Below are 15,722 nucleotides of genomic sequence, written 5' to 3'. Positions count from 1 at the left end.
CCCGAGGCTGGGTCGTCCCCCCTATGCGAAAAGGCTTTCCGAATGATCATTGAGGCGCACGGGCTGCGCAAGACCTTCCACGCCAAACGCGGGCGTGGGAAGACCGAGGAGGTCGAGGCCGTACGCGGCATCGACCTGGAGGTCCAGAAGGGTGAGATCTTCGCGGCGCTCGGGCCGAACGGCGCGGGGAAGACCACCACCGTCCGGATGCTCGCCACCTTCATCGCCCCGACCGCGGGCACCGCCCGGGTGGCCGGGTTCGACGTGGTGAAGGAGGCGGCGAAGGTCCGCGAGAGCATCGGCTACGTGAGCCAGGCCGGTGGCGTCGACGAGAACAATCCGGGCATCGACCAGCTCATGCTCGCCGGGCGGATCGCCGGGCTGTCGAAGAAGGCCGCCCAGGCCCGCGCCGACGAGCTGCTGGCCGCCTTCAGCCTGAGCGAGCTCGCCCGGCGGCCCGCCCGCACTCTGTCGGGCGGCCAGAAGCGCCGGTTCGCCATCGCGCTCGGCCTGGTCACCGCTCCCCCGCTGGTGTTCCTCGACGAGCCGACGACCGGCCTCGACCCGCAGAACCGGGCCAACCTGTGGGACGAGGTCCGCGCCCTGCGCGACCGGGGCACCAGCGTGCTGCTGACCACCCACTACCTCGACGAGGCCGACGCGCTCTGCGACCGCCTGGTCATCATCGACAACGGCACCGTGGTCGCCCAGGGCACCCCGGCCTCGCTCAAGAAGGAGGTCGCGGGCGACGTCGTCACCCTGAAGCTCAAGGGCGTCGACGAGGCCGCCGAGGCGCTGCGCACCCAGTCCTACGTCAAGGAGGTCCGCACCGAAGAGGGCCTGCTGCGGGCCTACCTCGACGACGGCGAGCACGGCCTGCCCCACCTGCTGCGGGTGCTCGAAGAGCGCTCCCTGAGCCTTGAGTCGATCTCGCTCGACCGGGCCACCCTCGACGACGTCTTCCTCCGCCACACCGGCCGATCCCTGCGAGATGCCGCATGATTCGTCAGATCTCCCTCTTCCTCGGCTACGAGCTCAGGTTCCTGCTCCGCAACCCGGTCTGGCCGCTGTTCGGCATCATGCAGCCGGTCCTCTACCTCGTCTTCTTCGCGCCGCTGCTCGGCTCGACGACGGCGAGCGGGTCGATGCCCGAAGTGCTGGCCATGTTCACCCCGGGTTCGATGATGATGATCGCGCTGTTCGGCTCGTTGTTCGCCGGGTTCGGCATGATCAACGAGACCCGGAACGGGGTGCTCGAGCGGCTGGCGGTCTCCCCGGCCTGGCCCCCGGCGATCATCCTGGGCCGGGTCGCCAAAGACATGCTGGTCCTGGTGCTCCAGGCGATCCTGGTCATGGGCGTGGCCATCCTGATGGGCCTGCGCATCGGCCTGCCCGAGTTCCTGGTCATGCTGCTGCTGATGGCCGTGACCGGCTTGTTCGCCGCCTCGTTGTCGTATGGGCTCGCCCTGGCCATCAAGGACGAGAACGGCGTCTCGCAGCTCGTGCAGTTCTTCGCGATGCCGCTCACCCTGATCGCGGGCCTGTTCCTGCCGGTGTCGCTCGGCCCCGACTGGCTCCAGACCCTGGCCAAGTTCAACCCGCTCTACTACGGCGTCGAGGCGGGCCGCTCACTGTTCCGCGGCGACCTGGGCGACTCGACCATCCCGATCGCGTTCGCCCTGCTCATCGGCCTGGCCCTGATCACGTTGGTCTGGTCGATGCGTTCCCTGCGCCGCCTGGCGGCCTAGAGAAACGTCCCGGTCTGCTCGGTGAAGCGTTCGTGCTCGTCGAGGCGGGCCTGGGTTCTCAGGGGCGCGGCGTCGGCCATGGCCTCCACCAGGAGCATGGCCAGCGCCAGCGGGGCCACGTGTGAGTCGAAGACCAGCCGTTCGCCGACCGGCGCGTCCAAAACGACGTCGGCGGGGAACGGCACGTCGGGCCGGTCGGTGATCACGGCGATCGACAGGCCCAGGGCGCGGGCCTCGGTGAGGGCGGCCGCCGCTTCGGCGGGGTAGCGGGGCAGGACCACGGCCAGCAGCCAGCCCGCCCCGGCCCGCCGGGCGGCGTGGAGGCCGTCGGCGAGTTCCGAGCCGCCGTGGGTGAACAGGCGCACGTCGGGGTGGATGCGCCGGGCGAAGTAGGCGAACGTGGTGGCCAGGCCGCTGGAGACGCGCAGGCCCAGGATCGGCAGCGGTTCACTGGCCGCCAGGGCGGTGCCGACCTCGCCGACGGTCTTGGTCAGCGGCTCGACGCGGTCGCGCAGCGAGCGCAGGTTGCCGATCTCGGTGTCGAGGGCGTCGGGGCCCGCCTCCACCCTCGGCGGCGGGCCGCCGAGGACCAGCGGGCGCAGGGCGTGGCGCAGTTCGGGATATCCGGCGAAGCCGAGGGCGGTGGCGAACCTGGTCACCGACGGCTGGCTCACCCCGGCGCGCTCGGCCAGCTCCACGCTCGACAGGAAGATCGCTTCGTGGAGGTGTTCGCCCAGGTAGTGGGCGATACGGCGCTGCGCCGGAGAGAGGCGGCGGCCGTCGAGGAGGCGTTCGAGACCGTCGACCACGCCTCAATTCTCCCGCATCGGCACCCGGACCCCCGTTTCGGCCGCCACTTCGGCGGCTTCGGGGTAGCCGGCGTCGACGTGGCGGATGACGCCCATGCCGGGGTCGTTGGTGAGGACCCGGTTGAGTTTCTCGGCGGCGAGCGGGGTGCCGTCGGCCACGGTGACCTGGCCCGCGTGGATCGAGCGGCCGATGCCGACGCCGCCGCCGTGGTGGATCGACACCCACGAGGCGCCCGAGGCGACGTTGACCATCGCGTTGAGCAGGGGCCAGTCGGCGATCGCGTCCGACCCGTCGAGCATGCCCTCGGTCTCTCTGTACGGGGACGCCACGCTCCCGCAGTCGAGGTGGTCGCGCCCGATGACGACGGGAGCCGACAGGGTGCCGTCGGCGACCATCTCGTTGAAGCGCTCACCGGCCTTGTCGCGTTCGCCGTAGCCGAGCCAGCAGATGCGGGCCGGCAGGCCCTGGAAGTGGACCTTCTCCCCGGCCAGCCGGATCCACCTGGCCAGCGGCTCATTGTCGGGGAACAGGTCGAGGATCGCCCGGTCGGTGGCCGCGATGTCGCGCGGGTCGCCGCTCAGCGCGGCCCAGCGGAACGGGCCCTTGCCCTCGCAGAACAGCGGGCGGATGTAGGCGGGCACGAAGCCGGGGAAGGCGAACGCGCGGCCGTACCCGGCGAGCTGGGCCTCGCCGCGGATCGAGTTGCCGTAGTCGAAGACCTCGGCGCCGCCGTCGAGGAAGCCGACCATGGCCTCGACGTGGCGGGCCATCGACTCGCGGGCCTTGATCGTGAAGCCCGCCGGGTCCTTCTCGCGGGCCTCGGCCATGTCGGTGAACTCGACGCCCCGCGGCAGGTACATGAGCGGGTCGTGGGCGGAGGTCTGGTCGGTGACGATGTCGATCTCGGCGCCCATGGCGAGGAGCTCGGGCAGGGCGTCGGCGGCGTTCGCCTCGACGCCGATGCTCAGCGGTCTCCGCTGGTCCCGTGCTTCGTAGGCCATCTTCAGCGCTTCCGCCAGCGACGAGGCCTTTACGTCGAGGTAGCGGTGTTCGATGCGGCGGTCGATCGACCGGGGGTCGCAGTCGATGCAGATCGCGACGCCGCCGTTCATCGTCACGGCCAGGGGCTGGGCGCCGCCCATGCCGCCGAGGCCGGCGGTCAGCGTGATGGTCCCGGCCAGAGTGCCGCCGAAGCGTTTGGCGGCGACGGCGGCGAAGGTCTCGTAGGTGCCCTGGAGGATGCCCTGGGTGCCGATGTAGATCCAGGAACCGGCGGTCATCTGGCCGTACATGGTGAGACCGGCGGCCTCCAGGCGGCGGAACTCCTCCCAGTTGGCCCAGTCGGGTACCAGGTTGGAGTTGGCGATGAGCACCCGGGGCGCCCACTCGTGGGTGCGCATCACGCCGACCGGGCGGCCCGACTGCACGAGCAGGGTCTCGTCATCGTCGAGGGTGGTGAGGGTCCTGATGATCGCCTGGAACGAGGGCCAGTCGCGGGCCGCCTTGCCCGAGCCGCCGTACACGACCAGCTTTTCGGGGTGTTCGGCCACCTCGGGGTCGAGGTTGTTCTGGATCATCCGGAGCGCGGCCTCCTGGGGCCAGCCCTTGGCGGTCAAGGTCGTGCCACGGGGGCTCCGCACGATCGGCATGGCGCACTCTCCTGAATGAACGTATTCACATCCGTTTCCCGAAGGATACGACTGTGGGAGACGGTCTGGGAGTCGGAGGGGCACCCCGGCGTCCCGGGGCACCCCGTCCCGGACGCGACCGCACGTGCGCGTTGACCCGGTTCCGGCTCTGTGGCGAAGGAGAGGCTCCGCTCCTTGCGGGGTGCCCGCGATCCGCTCGCGTCACCTCCCCCGCACGGGAAAGCTCCGGCTACGAGTTGACCAGGAATTGGGTGGCCGCCAGTTCCCGGTAGAGGTCGTCTTCGGCGATCAGCTCGTCGTGGGTGCCGCTGGCGCGGACCCGGCCCGCCTCCATGACGATGATCCGGTCGGCGCCGGTGACGGTCGACAGCCGGTGGGCGATGACCAGCACGGTCGTCTCGCGGGCGACCTCGGCGATGACCTCGCGCAGCCGCAGCTCGTTGACCGCGTCGAGCTGGGAGGTGGCCTCGTCCAGGAGCAGGAGACGGGGACGCCGCAGCAGCGCGCGGGCGATGGCGACGCGCTGGCGTTCACCGCCCGACAGCAGGATGCCCCGGTGGCCGACCTGGGTCTCCAGGCCCTCGGGCAGCCGTTCGACCAGGTCGTCCAGTTTTGTACGAGACAGCGCGCGCCACACCTCCTCCTCGGTCACGTCGGGGGCGGCGAAGGTGAGGTTCTCCCGGAGGGTTCCGTCGAGCACCGGGGCGTCTTGCTCGACGTAGCCGACGGCGGCCCGCAGGTCGGGCAGGTGCCAGTCGCCGATGTCGGTGCCGCCGATGGCGATCCGGCCCGACGTCGCCTCGTAGAACCGCTCGACCAGGCCGAACACGGTCGACTTGCCCGCGCCCGACGGGCCGACCAGCGCCGACAGGCGTCCGGCGGGCGCCTCGAAGCTGACGCCGTGGTGGACGATCGGACGGTCGTCGCCGTAGCGGAACACGACGTCGTCGAAGACCACGCCGACCGGCACGCCGGTGGCCTGGCCGGGGGTGGCGGCCGGTTCGACCGGGAGGTCGTCGATCTCCCTGATCCGGGTCAGCGCGGCCAGGCCGTTCTGGAGCTGGGTGGCCGCCTGCACCATCTGGCCGAGCGGGGCGACCAGGAAGAACAGGTAGAGCAGGAACGCGATCAGGGTGGCGATGGTCATCGCGCCGCTGGCCACCCGGGCGCCGCCGACCGCCAGCACGACCAGGAACGCGAGCTGGACCGACAGCCACGCGGTGGTGCCGGCGATCGACTGGTAGGCCGAGGAGCGCACGCCCCGGTCGCGGGCCTTGGCGGCGGCGGCCTCGATCACGGCGATCTCGCGGGCCTCGGCGCCGGACGCCTTGACCGTACGGAAGGCCTGAAGCGCCCGGTCGAGCGCCGAGCCCATGTCACCGAGCGCCTCCTGCGCGAGGAGGGAGGCCTTGCGGATGCGCGGGAGCAGCAGCGTGCCGAGCCCGCCCACCCCCGCGACCACCCCGAGAGTGACCAGCAGCAGCACCCAGTCCATGACCCCCATCAGCACGGCCGCACCGACGAACAGCACGGCCGAGCCGACCGCGCCGACCAGGCCGTCGGTGGTGACGGTCCGCAGCAGTGTCGTGTCGGAGGTGACGCGCGACAGCAGGTCGCCGGGCTTGAGCCGGTCGACCTCGGGCACCCGCAGCCGCAGCACCCGGTCGACGAGCCGCACCCGGGCCGACAGGACGATCCCCTCGCCCATCCGCTCCAGCGTGAACTGACCGAGCGCCGAGATCGAGGCGCCGAGGAGCACCACGACCGTGAGCAGCAGCACGGGACCGAGCACGCTCTCCCCGGCCCCGAACCGGTCGATCACCGACCGGACGAACAACGGCATCGCGAGCCCACCGGCCGAACCGGCGAGCGTGAGGAGACCGGCCACCACGAGGGTGCGCCGGTGTGGTCTGACCAGGTCGGCGAGCATTCGCCAGGACGACGTCACGTGAGCCCCCTGAAAGGACGTCAATTAAAGTTGACGACGTCAATCTAGGTTGACGGCAAAGAGGGTGTCAACCTGAATTGACGGAAAATTGAAGCTTTCATCCGAGTCTCACCGGCCACCTCGGGTTTCGACTCCTACCAGAGGTGGATTCCTGTACACCTCCGGCACTTCGCCCGACTCTGAGGACCCGCTCCCCTTAACCGGTTCATGAAAAGAGTCACGCCATGAGACGACGGATCGCGCTGACATGCGCGGCGGTCCTCACCCTGATCGCGTCCCTGCTCGTCGCCGTCTCCCCCGCCCAGGCCGCCGTCGGCCTGCGGGTCAGCGGCCGGAACATCGTGGAGGCCAACGGCAGCGTCTTCGTCATCCGCGGCACCAGCCACGCGCACACCTGGTACACGAACCAGACGAGCTCGATCGCCGCGATCAAGGCCAAGGGCGCCAACGCGGTCCGCATCGTGCTCAGCGGCGGACGCTGGCCCGCCAACGGCACCGCCGACGTCGCCAACGTCATCTCGCTGTGCAAGGCCAGCAAGCTGATCTGCATCCTGGAGAACCACGACACCACCGGCTTCGGCGAGCAGAGCGGATCGGTCAGCCTCGACACGGCGGTCAACTACTGGATCAGCCTCCAGAGCGTGCTGACCGGCGAGGAGAACAACGTCATCATCAACATCGGCAACGAGCCGATCGGCAACAACGCGGTGACCCCCGGCTGGACCCAGGCCACCTCGGCCGCCATCCAGCGGATGCGCTCCGCCGGGTTCCAGCACCTGCTCATGGTCGACGCCCCCAACTGGGGCCAGGACTGGGGCTTCACGATGCGCGACAACGCCGCGACCGTCGCCGCCGCCGACCCGCAGCGCAACACCGTCTTCTCGGTGCACATGTACGGCGTCTTCGACACCGCCGCCGAGATCAACGCCTACCTGAACGCCTTCCAGACCGCCGGGCTGCCCCTGGTCATCGGCGAGTTCGGCTTCGACCACTCCGACGGCAACCCCGACGAGGACACGATCATGGCCCAGGCCCAGACCCGGGGCATCGGCTACCTCGGCTGGTCGTGGTCGGGCAACGGCGGCGGCGTCGAGTACCTCGACCAGGTCACCAACTTCAACCCGAACCAGCTGACCTCATGGGGCACCCGCCTGTTCAACGGGGCGAACGGCATCGCGTCCACGGCCGTCGAGTGCACCAACTGCGGCGGCGGCACCCAGCCGACCGACACGACCCCGCCGACGACCCCGGGCACTCCGGCGGCGTCGAACATCACGTCGTCCGGCGCCGCGCTGAGCTGGACCGCTTCGACCGACAGCGGCGGCTCGGGCCTGGCCGGGTACAACGTCTACCGCTCCAACGGCACCCAGCTCGGCACCTCCACCACCAACTCCCTGGCATTGACCGGACTGACGGCATCGACCGCTTACACGGTTTATGTCCGGGCCCGCGACGGCGCCGGAAACCTCTCGGCCAACTCGACCTCGGTCACGTTCACCACGTCGGCCGCGCCCACCGACACGACCGCGCCGACCACTCCGGGCACCCCGACCGTGTCCGGCGTGACCTCGACCGGCGCCACGCTGACCTGGACCGCTTCGACCGACAGCGGCGGCTCGGGCCTGGCCGGGTACAACGTCTACCGCTCCAACGGCACCCAGCTCGGCACCTCCACCACCAACTCCCTGGCATTGACCGGGCTGACGGCATCGACCGCTTACACGGTTTATGTCCGGGCCCGCGACGGCGCGGGGAACCTGTCGGCCAATTCGACCTCGGTCACGTTCACCACGTCCGGCGGGACGTCTGGCGGCTGCACCACGACCGGGACCGTCCAGACGCAGTGGGGCAACGGCTACGTCGTCCAGCCGGTGACGGTGACGAACGGCAGCACGCCGCGCACCTCGTGGACGGTCACGTTCACGCTGCCCTCCGGCCACACGATCTCCGGGTCATGGAACGCCAACTTCAGCGTCTCGGGGCAGACAGTGACCGCGACCAGCATGGGCTACAACGGCACCCTCGGCGCCGGCGCCAGCACGTCGTTCGGGTTCCAGGTCACCCGGCCCAACGGGAACACCTCGACCGTGACGTCGTACACCTGCGCGTAAGGACCTGACGGCCCCCCTCGCGAGAGGGGGGCCGTTCTTTTTTGGAAAAGGCACCAATCCGATCGCGGCGATGAGGCGAATAGGCGGTCGAGGACTCCGGCCGGACCCCCTCGAAACCTGACTCTTCGTCCCGAGAGGACCCCATAGCCATGGAGTTCCGGATCACCCCGCGCTCGATCGTCGCCGTGGGGGTGGCGGGCGCCCTCGCCGCCGCGTCGTTCGTCATCCTCCGGCCGGAGGCGCCGAGCGCCTCCTCACACCGCGAGGCCCCGCTGATCGCGGGGGACCCGCGTAACGACAACACCGATGTGTACGCCTTCACCAGCCCCGACAAGCAGGACACCGTCACCCTGCTGGCGAACTGGATCCCGTTCGAGGAGCCCAACGGCGGCCCGAACTTCTACTTCTTCGACACCAACTCGCGCTACAACATCAAGATCGACAACAACGGCGACGCCAAGCCCGACGTCGTCTACCAGTGGACGTTCAAGGACGTCGACAAGCGCGGCACCTCCACGTTCCTCTACAACAACGGCCCGATCACCTCGCTCGACGACCCGAACCTGCTGTTCAAGCAGACGTACACCCTCAGGAAGATCACCCACCGGGGCTCCACCGTCATCGGACGGGGCACCGTCGCGCCCAGCAACGTGGGCAAGGCGTCGATGCCCGACTACAACACCCTGCGCACCCAGGCGGTCGACAACATCCGGGGCGGCGGCAAGCAGTTCGCCGGCCAGTCGGACGAGGCGTTCTTCCTCGACCTGCGGGTCTTCGACCTCCTCTACGGCGGCGACCTGTCGGAGGTCGGCCAGGACACCACCCGCGGCTACAACGTCCACACGCTGGCGCTCCAGGTCCCGAAGAAGGAGATCGCGCTGCGCGGCAACGTCGGCCGCAACCCGGTCGTCGGCATCTGGGCCACCACCGACAAGTGGTCGCCGAGGGGCTACGTGCAGGTGTCGCGTCTGGGCCAGCCGCTGGTCAACGAGGTCGTGCTGCCCGCCGGTCTGAAGGACGCCTTCAACTCGCTCAGCCCCGACAAGGACGCCACCATCCCCGAGGTGGTCAAGCGGGTCACCGAGCCCGAACTGCCCAAGCTGCTGGAGGCCATCTACGGCCTGAAGGCGCCCAAGACCCCGCGCACCGACCTGGTCGAGATCTTCCTGACCGGCATCGCGAAGGGCAACGGCCCGATCAACGCCGACCTCAACTCGCAGACGCTCAACAAGGACGCCGGGAAGCTGCGGCCGTCGGAGATGCTGCGGCTGAACATGTCGGTGCCGGTGACCGCGAACCCCAACCGTCTCGGCGTGCTGGCGGGCGACCTGCAGGGCTTCCCGAACGGCCGCCGCCTCGGCGACGACGTGGTCGACATCGCCATCCAGGCCATGGCGGGCGCGGCGCAGACCGGCCAGCTCGTGCAGGCGCTGGCGACCGGTGACAAGGTCGACGCCAACGACCTGCCGGCGCTGTCGACCTTCCCGTACATCCCCGGCCCGAGCAACGTGGCCGTGAACCGGGCCCTGTCCGGGTCCTGAGTCCGTCGCCGCCGCGCTCCCCTCCGCGGCGGCACCCCACTTCCTTCCTCTGGAGTCCTTGCCATGCGCTCTCTCAAGCGCGGCGGCGTGGCGCTGGCCGGGATCATCGCCGGAGCGATCGCCATCACCGCCGCCGCGGGTTTCGTCCCACGTACACCAACGGAAGTGGTCGCCGCCGCTCCGGCCGACGACCTGCAGGAACGCCTGCGCCGCCTGCCCGGCGACTACGTCGGCTGGGCCGCGCTCGGCTCGTCCTACGTCGACAGGGCCCGGCTGACCGGCGACCCGTCCTGGTACGGCAAGGCCGAACAGGCCGTGGCCAAATCGCTGGAGGTCCGCCCCGGCAACCCGGCGGGCCTGACCGGCCGCGCCTCCCTGGAGGCGGGCCGCCACGAGTTCACCCAAGCGGTCGAGACCGCGCGCCAGGCCATCGCGGTGAACCCGTACGGCGCGCCGGCCTATGGTGTCCTCGCCGACTCCTTCCACCAGCTCGGCCGCTACGCCGAGGCGACCGGGGCCATCGACAAGATGATCTCCCTGGCGCCTGGGGTGTCGTCGTTCACCCGCGCCTCCTACGACGCGGAACTGCGCGGCGACCTCACCATGGCGCGCGACATGCTCGAATACGCCCGCCGCGACGCCTACCAGCCCGCCGACATCGCCTTCTGCGAGCACTACCTGGGCGAACTCGCCCTCCGCCAGGGCCTGTACGACCAGGCCCGCGACCACTACGCGAAGGCCCTCCAGGCCGACCCCGCCTTCGACCCCGCCCGCGCGGGCCTGGCCCGCGTGACGGCCCTGTCCGGGGATCTGGAAAAAGCCGCCTCCCTGTACGCCGCCTCGACCGCCCGCCTCCCCCTCACCCAGATCCTGGTCGAGCAGGGAGAAGTCCTGAAAGCGCTTGGGCGCGACCCGGGCTGGGCGACGTTGAAAGCGCAGCGCGAGCTGATGCGCCTGAACGGCGTCCGCGACGACATCACCTGGGCCGAGTTCGAAGCCGACCACGGCTCCCCGGCGGAGGCCGTGACGTTCGCCCAGGCCGAATACGCGAGAAACCCCAACCTCGTCGCCGCCGACGCCCTGGCGTGGGCCCTTCACCGGGCGGGCCGCTCCTCCGAAGCGCTCCGCTACGCGAAGGAGGCCACCGCGACCGGCTGGCGCAACGCCCTCGTCATGCACCACCGCGCCGAGATCGAGAAGACCCTGGGCCTGGAGACCGACTCCGCCCGCCTGGTCACCGAATACAACCCACGCTTCACCGCCGCCCTCCCCGCCCTCCAGAGGTCCTCATGAAACTCGCGCGCGCCCTCCTCGTCGGCCTGGCGACCTTCATGGCCCTGGGCTCGGCGGCCCAAGCTCATCCATTGGGCAACTTCACCGTCAACCACTACAACGGCCTCCGCCTGTACGCGGACCGCATCGAGAACACCGCGGTAGTGGACGTGGCCGAACTCCCGACGTTGCAAGGCGACCACCCGACCTGCGCGGAGGTAGCCGCCGCCCAGACCCTCCGCGTGAACGGCACCCCCGCGCCGTGGCGCGTGACGGAGAGTTCCCTGACCCAGCCCGACGGGCAAGGAGGCCTCAAGACCACCCGCCTGACCTGCGAGTTCGTGGCCGAGGTGGCACCGGCCGGAACCATCACCTTCACCGACGCCCACGACCCCGACCGCATCGGCTGGCGCGAGATCACCGTCGCCTCCTCGGAGGTCCGGCTCACGCCGCCGGAGGTCCCCGCCACGAGCATCAGCGACGAACTCCGCACCTACCCCGACGACCTGCTCGCCTCGCCCCTCGACCAGCGCTCGGTGACCCTGGCAGTGAACCCTTCGGGAATCCTCACCGCCCCCACGGGAATCACGGCCCCGGGCCCGATCGGCACCTGGCTCGACGCCCTGGACCGCACCTTCACCGACCTGATCGGCACCGAATCCCTGACGCTGGGCGTCGGCCTGCTCGGCGTGGCACTGGCCTTGATCCTCGGCGCCGGCCACGCGTTGATCCCCGGCCACGGCAAAACCATCATGGCCGCGTATCTGGCCGGCCGCCGGGGGCGCCCGAGAGACGCCCTGGTCGTCGGCTTCACCGTAACGGCCACGCACACGGCCGGAGTCCTGGTCGTCGGCCTGACCTTGACCGCCGTGTCGTCCTTGTCGGGCGACCGAGTCCTGATGTGGCTGGGCGCCGCCAGCGGCTTACTGGTCACCGCCATCGGCCTCCGCCTCCTGCAAACCGCCCTCCGAGGCGATTCCCCAGGCCACGGACATGGGCACGGCCACGGGCACGGGCACGGACATGGCCACGGGCACGGGCACGGGCACGGCCATAGTCACGAAACCGACCCAGAACATGGTCACAGCCACAGCCATGAAGCCGAATCGGAACATGATCACGAGCACGAACTCGCAGGAAGCCGCGAACTGGTCGCAGCACATGGCCACGGGCACCTGACCACCCACCACCACAGCTCGACCCCAGAGGCAGCAGATCACGAAATTTCGGGACATGCGGTCGCGGTCCTCCACCGCGAAGAGCCCACCACGACCCCCACGACCAAGCCCTCCCGAGCAGGCCTGATAGGCATGGGCATCGCCGGCGGCCTGGTCCCCAGCCCATCAGCCTTGATCGTCCTCCTGGGAGCGATCGCCCTGGGCCGCACCTGGTTCGGCGTCGCGCTGGTCCTCGCCTACGGCGCCGGCATGGCCGCCACCCTCACGGCCACCGGCCTCCTGCTGGTCAAACTCGCCGACCGCGTGGAGTCGCTCCTCAAACTGGGCCGCCTCTCCGCCACGGCGTCCCGCCTCTCCCGCCTGGCCCCGATCGTCACCGCCCTGATCGTCATCATCCTGGGCCTGGGCCTGGCCCTCCGTTCGCTCAGCTGACGGGGTGGTTGGCGTGGATCAGGTTGTCGGGGTCGTAGGCCGCTTTCACCGCGCGCAACCGCTGCTCGACCTCCGCCGAGTCGAACCGCCCCCGTGACCGCTCGGAGAAGTTCCGATACCCCGTCGTCGCCTCCCACGGCGCCAGCGCCGCGAACAGCTCGTCCAGCACCTCATACACCGCCGCCACGCTCGCCGCATCGGGCGTGATCCCCGCCGCGAACAGCGCGAACTCCGCGTCGAGCCCGTCGACGGCGCCACCCCGCACCCGTCCGGGCCGAAGCGCCCCGCCGAGGTGCCGCAGTTCGACCGACAGCAGCGGAAGATCCCGCCCCGCCCCCGTCATCCCGAGGAACGCCGCCAACGCCCCCGAGGGCAGCCCCGACAGCAGCATCCCGTCGCCGGCCGCCGGAACCGGATACGGCGGGTCCATGTGGAGAAGGTGCAGGTCACCGACGTGAGTGAGGGCGAAGGTGTCGATCTCCGGTGAGAGGTCGCGCAAAGGGGCCAGCAAGGCCTCGGCCTGGCCCACGGGCAGGTCGCACACCGCCTCGATCGCCACCAGCGACCGTCCACGTAAGGGTTCGGGCAGGTCGGGGAGGGGAGGCAGGCGGAGGATGCGGCCGAGGGAGGTCACCGTCTCGGGCACGTCGTCGGTCCAGCGGCGCCACTCCGACAGCACCGCCGCCGCGCGTTCCAGGGGCCAGGCCAGCATCCCGGCGTACACATCAGTCAGGGGAAAGAGGCGGAACTCCAGGGCGGTCACGATCCCGGCGATGCCGCCGCCGCCCCGCAGCGCCCAGAACAGGTCGGAGTGGTTGTCGGCGTCGGCCCTGACCAGGGTTCCGTCGGCCAGAACGACTTCGGCCGCGACGACCTGGTTGGAGGCCAGCCCGTGCGAGCGGGCGAACCACGACACGCCGCCGCCCAGGGTGTAGCCGACCACGCCCACGTCGGCGGCGCTTCCGGCCAAAGCCATCAGGCCGTATTTCGAGGCCGCATCGGTCACCTGGACCCAGCGCACCCCGGCGCCGACGCGCGCAATCCGGGTCAGCGGGTTGATGGAGATCTCCGTGAGCTGGTCGGTGCGCAGCAGGATGGTGCGGCTCAACGGCCCCAGGGGCGCGGCGTTGTGGCCGGTCCCCTGGGGCGCCACGCGCAGGCCCAGTTGGAGGGCGGCCAGTACGGTCGCCGAGACGTCCTGGGCGGTGGCCGCGTACACGACGGCCGAGGGTCGCTGGTCGACGGCGAGTTGCCAGGGCATGCGGGCCGTGTGCCAGTCGGGGTCGTGTGGGAGGACGAGGCGGCCGTGCAGTTCGCCGGTGAAGTCCATGAGAGAGCCAACTCCTTGTCGAAAGGTTCGGCTCAGACCATAGAAATCCGGATATGCCTGCCTCTGCGGCTAATTACGCACAGTGGATCTTGGCACTCACCAGTCGGTGTCGCCCTCTTCCGGCCGCCGCAGGCGGATGTCCTCCGCCCAGGCCAGGGCCCATGAGCGGATCTCGCGCGGGAGCGGCATCATCTCGGCGGCGTCCAGGCGGTCGGCCAGTTCCCCGGCCGCGAAGTCGTCGAGGTGGTCGCGGCCCAGGCCTTCGAGCTCTCTGTACGAATAGAGCCCCCGCACCGAGGCCACGTTCACCACATCGGCGGCCGTGCCGCGTTCGTGCAGGTCACGCATCACCAGCCCGGCGGCGTCGATCAGCGAGACCACCGGAACACCGTCGATCTCCTCGACCGGCTCGGCCAGGTCTTCGCGCAGCAGGTCGACCACGCACGTCTGCTCGGTCACCGGGTCGTGGACGGTCAGCCGGGTCACCCTCGGTGAGGCGTCTTCGGCCGAGACGTCGAAACCGGCCCGGTGCAGCGATTCGGTCGCCTGCCAGGCCGGTTCGACGAGCTTGTCGGTCGTGGCGAACCGCAGCTCCCCCGGTTCGTCCGCGTGCATGCCGTGCAGGCGCAGGGCCGGGCCTCCCACCAGCGCGAGACCCAGATGCCCGGGGCGGACGGCGGCCAGGATGCGGTCGGGGAACACCCCGAGGAACGGCGTTTGACTCACCGCCCAAGTATTACCGCTTGTACTTCCTGCGGATCTCGTTGGCGACGGCCCTGAGCCGGTCCTGAGTGCGGAGCAGCTTCGCCTCGGCCTGCTCGGTGCGGCCCTCGGCGACCAGGGTGCGGTTGCCGGTGCGGGCGCCGATCTCCTGCTTGGCCCTGGCTTTCATTTCACGGAGTTTCGCGGAGAGTCCCATGGCATTCCGGACTGCCCGCCAGATCCGCGATCTAACTCATGTGACGCCCGGACACGAACTCCTGGACGGCGATCTTGGCCTTGATGACCGGCCGCCGCCACCGTTCCTCCCGCCGCAGCGACTTGGCCAGCTTCGCGGGCTTGCTGCCATAGAACCAGTGCGCCCAGGGCGAGCCGGGACGGGCCAGGCGGACCGCGCCGACGTACCCGAAAACAGGCACGAAGACCCCGAGCAGACCCGACCAGATCTTCCCCTTGAGCAGCGTGACGACGGCGAAGACGAGGTTGAGCACGAGGAAGAAGACGGCCGCCTGGAAGTCCTCGTCGGTGTCGTCCCAGCCCAGCGGCCGGGCGCCCAGGAGCAGCAACGCCGTCACGGCGATGGCGACGAACACGGCGTCGACGGAGGTGCGGCCCTCTTCGGCCCAGTAGACGTCGCGCAGGTGCAGCAGCAGCGCGAACTCGTCCAGGACGAGGCCTGAACCGACGCCGAACAGGGCGGCGGTGAGCGCGTGCCAGCCCTCGGCCCCCGGGCCGACGATCAGCGCGGCCACGCCGCTGGCCATCATCAGGATCACGCCGAACACCACGTGGTGGACGTGGGTGTCGCCCACGTTGACGTTCCTGAACCACCACCGGACCTCGGCCCGGATCAGCCGCACGTTGATGCGCGTGAACACGAACGTCACGATCAGCGCGACGAAGAAGCAGAACAGCGGCAGCCGATGGGTGTCGACCACCGCCCGCTGGAAAAGCTCACCCATGGTCACCGCCCCCGGTGGCGA

At 70.2% G+C, this 15,722-nt stretch carries 13 protein-coding genes; 6 read left to right on the top strand and 7 right to left on the bottom strand.

Annotated elements, in window-relative coordinates; genetic code table 11:
• The first annotated feature begins 42 nt into the window (after nt 1-42).
• A complete protein-coding gene (locus ACYQ78_RS19725) occupies nt 43-1,002 on the top strand; it encodes an ATP-binding cassette domain-containing protein (protein WP_459802324.1) in 960 nt (319 codons plus the stop codon).
• Nucleotides 999-1,748 carry an ABC transporter permease gene (locus ACYQ78_RS19720; RefSeq protein WP_459802323.1) on the top strand — a complete coding sequence of 250 codons (750 nt, stop codon included), beginning with the start codon at nt 999-1,001 and terminating at the stop codon, nt 1,746-1,748. Before ACYQ78_RS19725 ends, ACYQ78_RS19720 begins: the two co-directional genes overlap by 4 nt.
• Here the strand turns inward: ACYQ78_RS19720 and ACYQ78_RS19715 are convergent.
• The 3 genes from ACYQ78_RS19715 to ACYQ78_RS19705 form a co-directional block, all read right to left on the bottom strand.
• Nucleotides 1,745-2,557 (bottom strand): MurR/RpiR family transcriptional regulator, encoded by an 813-nt coding sequence (locus tag ACYQ78_RS19715; protein ID WP_459802322.1) that lies wholly within the window; start codon nt 2,555-2,557, stop codon nt 1,745-1,747. The genes ACYQ78_RS19720 and ACYQ78_RS19715 overlap by 4 nt on opposite strands.
• A gap of 3 nt (nt 2,558-2,560) precedes the next feature.
• Nucleotides 2,561-4,207, bottom strand: a complete 1,647-nt coding sequence (gene hutU / locus ACYQ78_RS19710) for a urocanate hydratase (RefSeq protein ID WP_459802321.1) — start codon at nt 4,205-4,207, stop codon at nt 2,561-2,563.
• A gap of 229 nt (nt 4,208-4,436) precedes the next feature.
• A complete protein-coding gene (locus ACYQ78_RS19705; protein WP_459802320.1) occupies nt 4,437-6,155 on the bottom strand; it encodes an ABC transporter ATP-binding protein in 1,719 nt (572 codons plus the stop codon).
• A gap of 224 nt (nt 6,156-6,379) precedes the next feature.
• Between ACYQ78_RS19705 and ACYQ78_RS19700 the strand changes: the two genes are divergently transcribed.
• The 4 genes from ACYQ78_RS19700 to ACYQ78_RS19685 all read left to right on the top strand — a co-directional run bounded on the left by ACYQ78_RS19700 (nt 6,380) and on the right by ACYQ78_RS19685 (nt 12,689).
• Nucleotides 6,380-8,266: a cellulase family glycosylhydrolase gene (locus ACYQ78_RS19700; protein ID WP_459802319.1), complete on the top strand. Its 1,887-nt coding sequence runs from the start codon at nt 6,380-6,382 to the stop codon at nt 8,264-8,266.
• 149 nt (nt 8,267-8,415) lie between these two features.
• Nucleotides 8,416-9,807, top strand: coding sequence for a DUF4331 domain-containing protein (locus ACYQ78_RS19695; RefSeq protein WP_459802318.1), 1,392 nt, complete (start codon nt 8,416-8,418; stop codon nt 9,805-9,807).
• Between the two features lie 63 nt (nt 9,808-9,870).
• Nucleotides 9,871-11,100, top strand: a complete 1,230-nt coding sequence (locus ACYQ78_RS19690) for a tetratricopeptide repeat protein (protein ID WP_459802317.1) — start codon at nt 9,871-9,873, stop codon at nt 11,098-11,100.
• Nucleotides 11,097-12,689 carry a nickel/cobalt transporter gene (locus ACYQ78_RS19685; protein ID WP_459802316.1) on the top strand — a complete coding sequence of 531 codons (1,593 nt, stop codon included), beginning with the start codon at nt 11,097-11,099 and terminating at the stop codon, nt 12,687-12,689. The genes ACYQ78_RS19690 and ACYQ78_RS19685 overlap by 4 nt, the downstream gene beginning before the upstream one ends.
• Here ACYQ78_RS19685 and ACYQ78_RS19680 read toward each other — a convergent pair.
• The 4 genes from ACYQ78_RS19680 to ACYQ78_RS19665 form a co-directional block, all read right to left on the bottom strand.
• The gene (locus tag ACYQ78_RS19680; protein ID WP_459802315.1) at nt 12,682-14,019 is read right to left on the bottom strand and encodes an FAD-binding oxidoreductase; all 1,338 of its coding nucleotides are present in this window, start codon (nt 14,017-14,019) and stop codon (nt 12,682-12,684) included. The two genes, ACYQ78_RS19685 and ACYQ78_RS19680, sit on opposite strands and share 8 nt — an antisense overlap.
• A 96-nt stretch (nt 14,020-14,115) precedes the next feature.
• Nucleotides 14,116-14,745: a nucleotidyl transferase AbiEii/AbiGii toxin family protein gene (locus ACYQ78_RS19675; protein ID WP_459802314.1), complete on the bottom strand. Its 630-nt coding sequence runs from the start codon at nt 14,743-14,745 to the stop codon at nt 14,116-14,118.
• 10 nt (nt 14,746-14,755) lie between these two features.
• Complete coding sequence (locus tag ACYQ78_RS19670; protein WP_459802313.1) at nt 14,756-14,911, bottom strand: hypothetical protein; 156 nt, start codon at nt 14,909-14,911, stop codon at nt 14,756-14,758.
• 58 nt (nt 14,912-14,969) lie between these two features.
• The gene (locus tag ACYQ78_RS19665; protein WP_459802312.1) at nt 14,970-15,701 is read right to left on the bottom strand and encodes a hypothetical protein; all 732 of its coding nucleotides are present in this window, start codon (nt 15,699-15,701) and stop codon (nt 14,970-14,972) included.
• Nucleotides 15,702-15,722 lie beyond the last annotated feature (21 nt).

The sequence above is a fragment of the Herbidospora sp. RD11066 genome (assembly GCF_054661255.1).
Note: the sequence above shows the minus strand (reverse complement) of the source record. Positions and strands in the feature narration are given on the sequence as shown.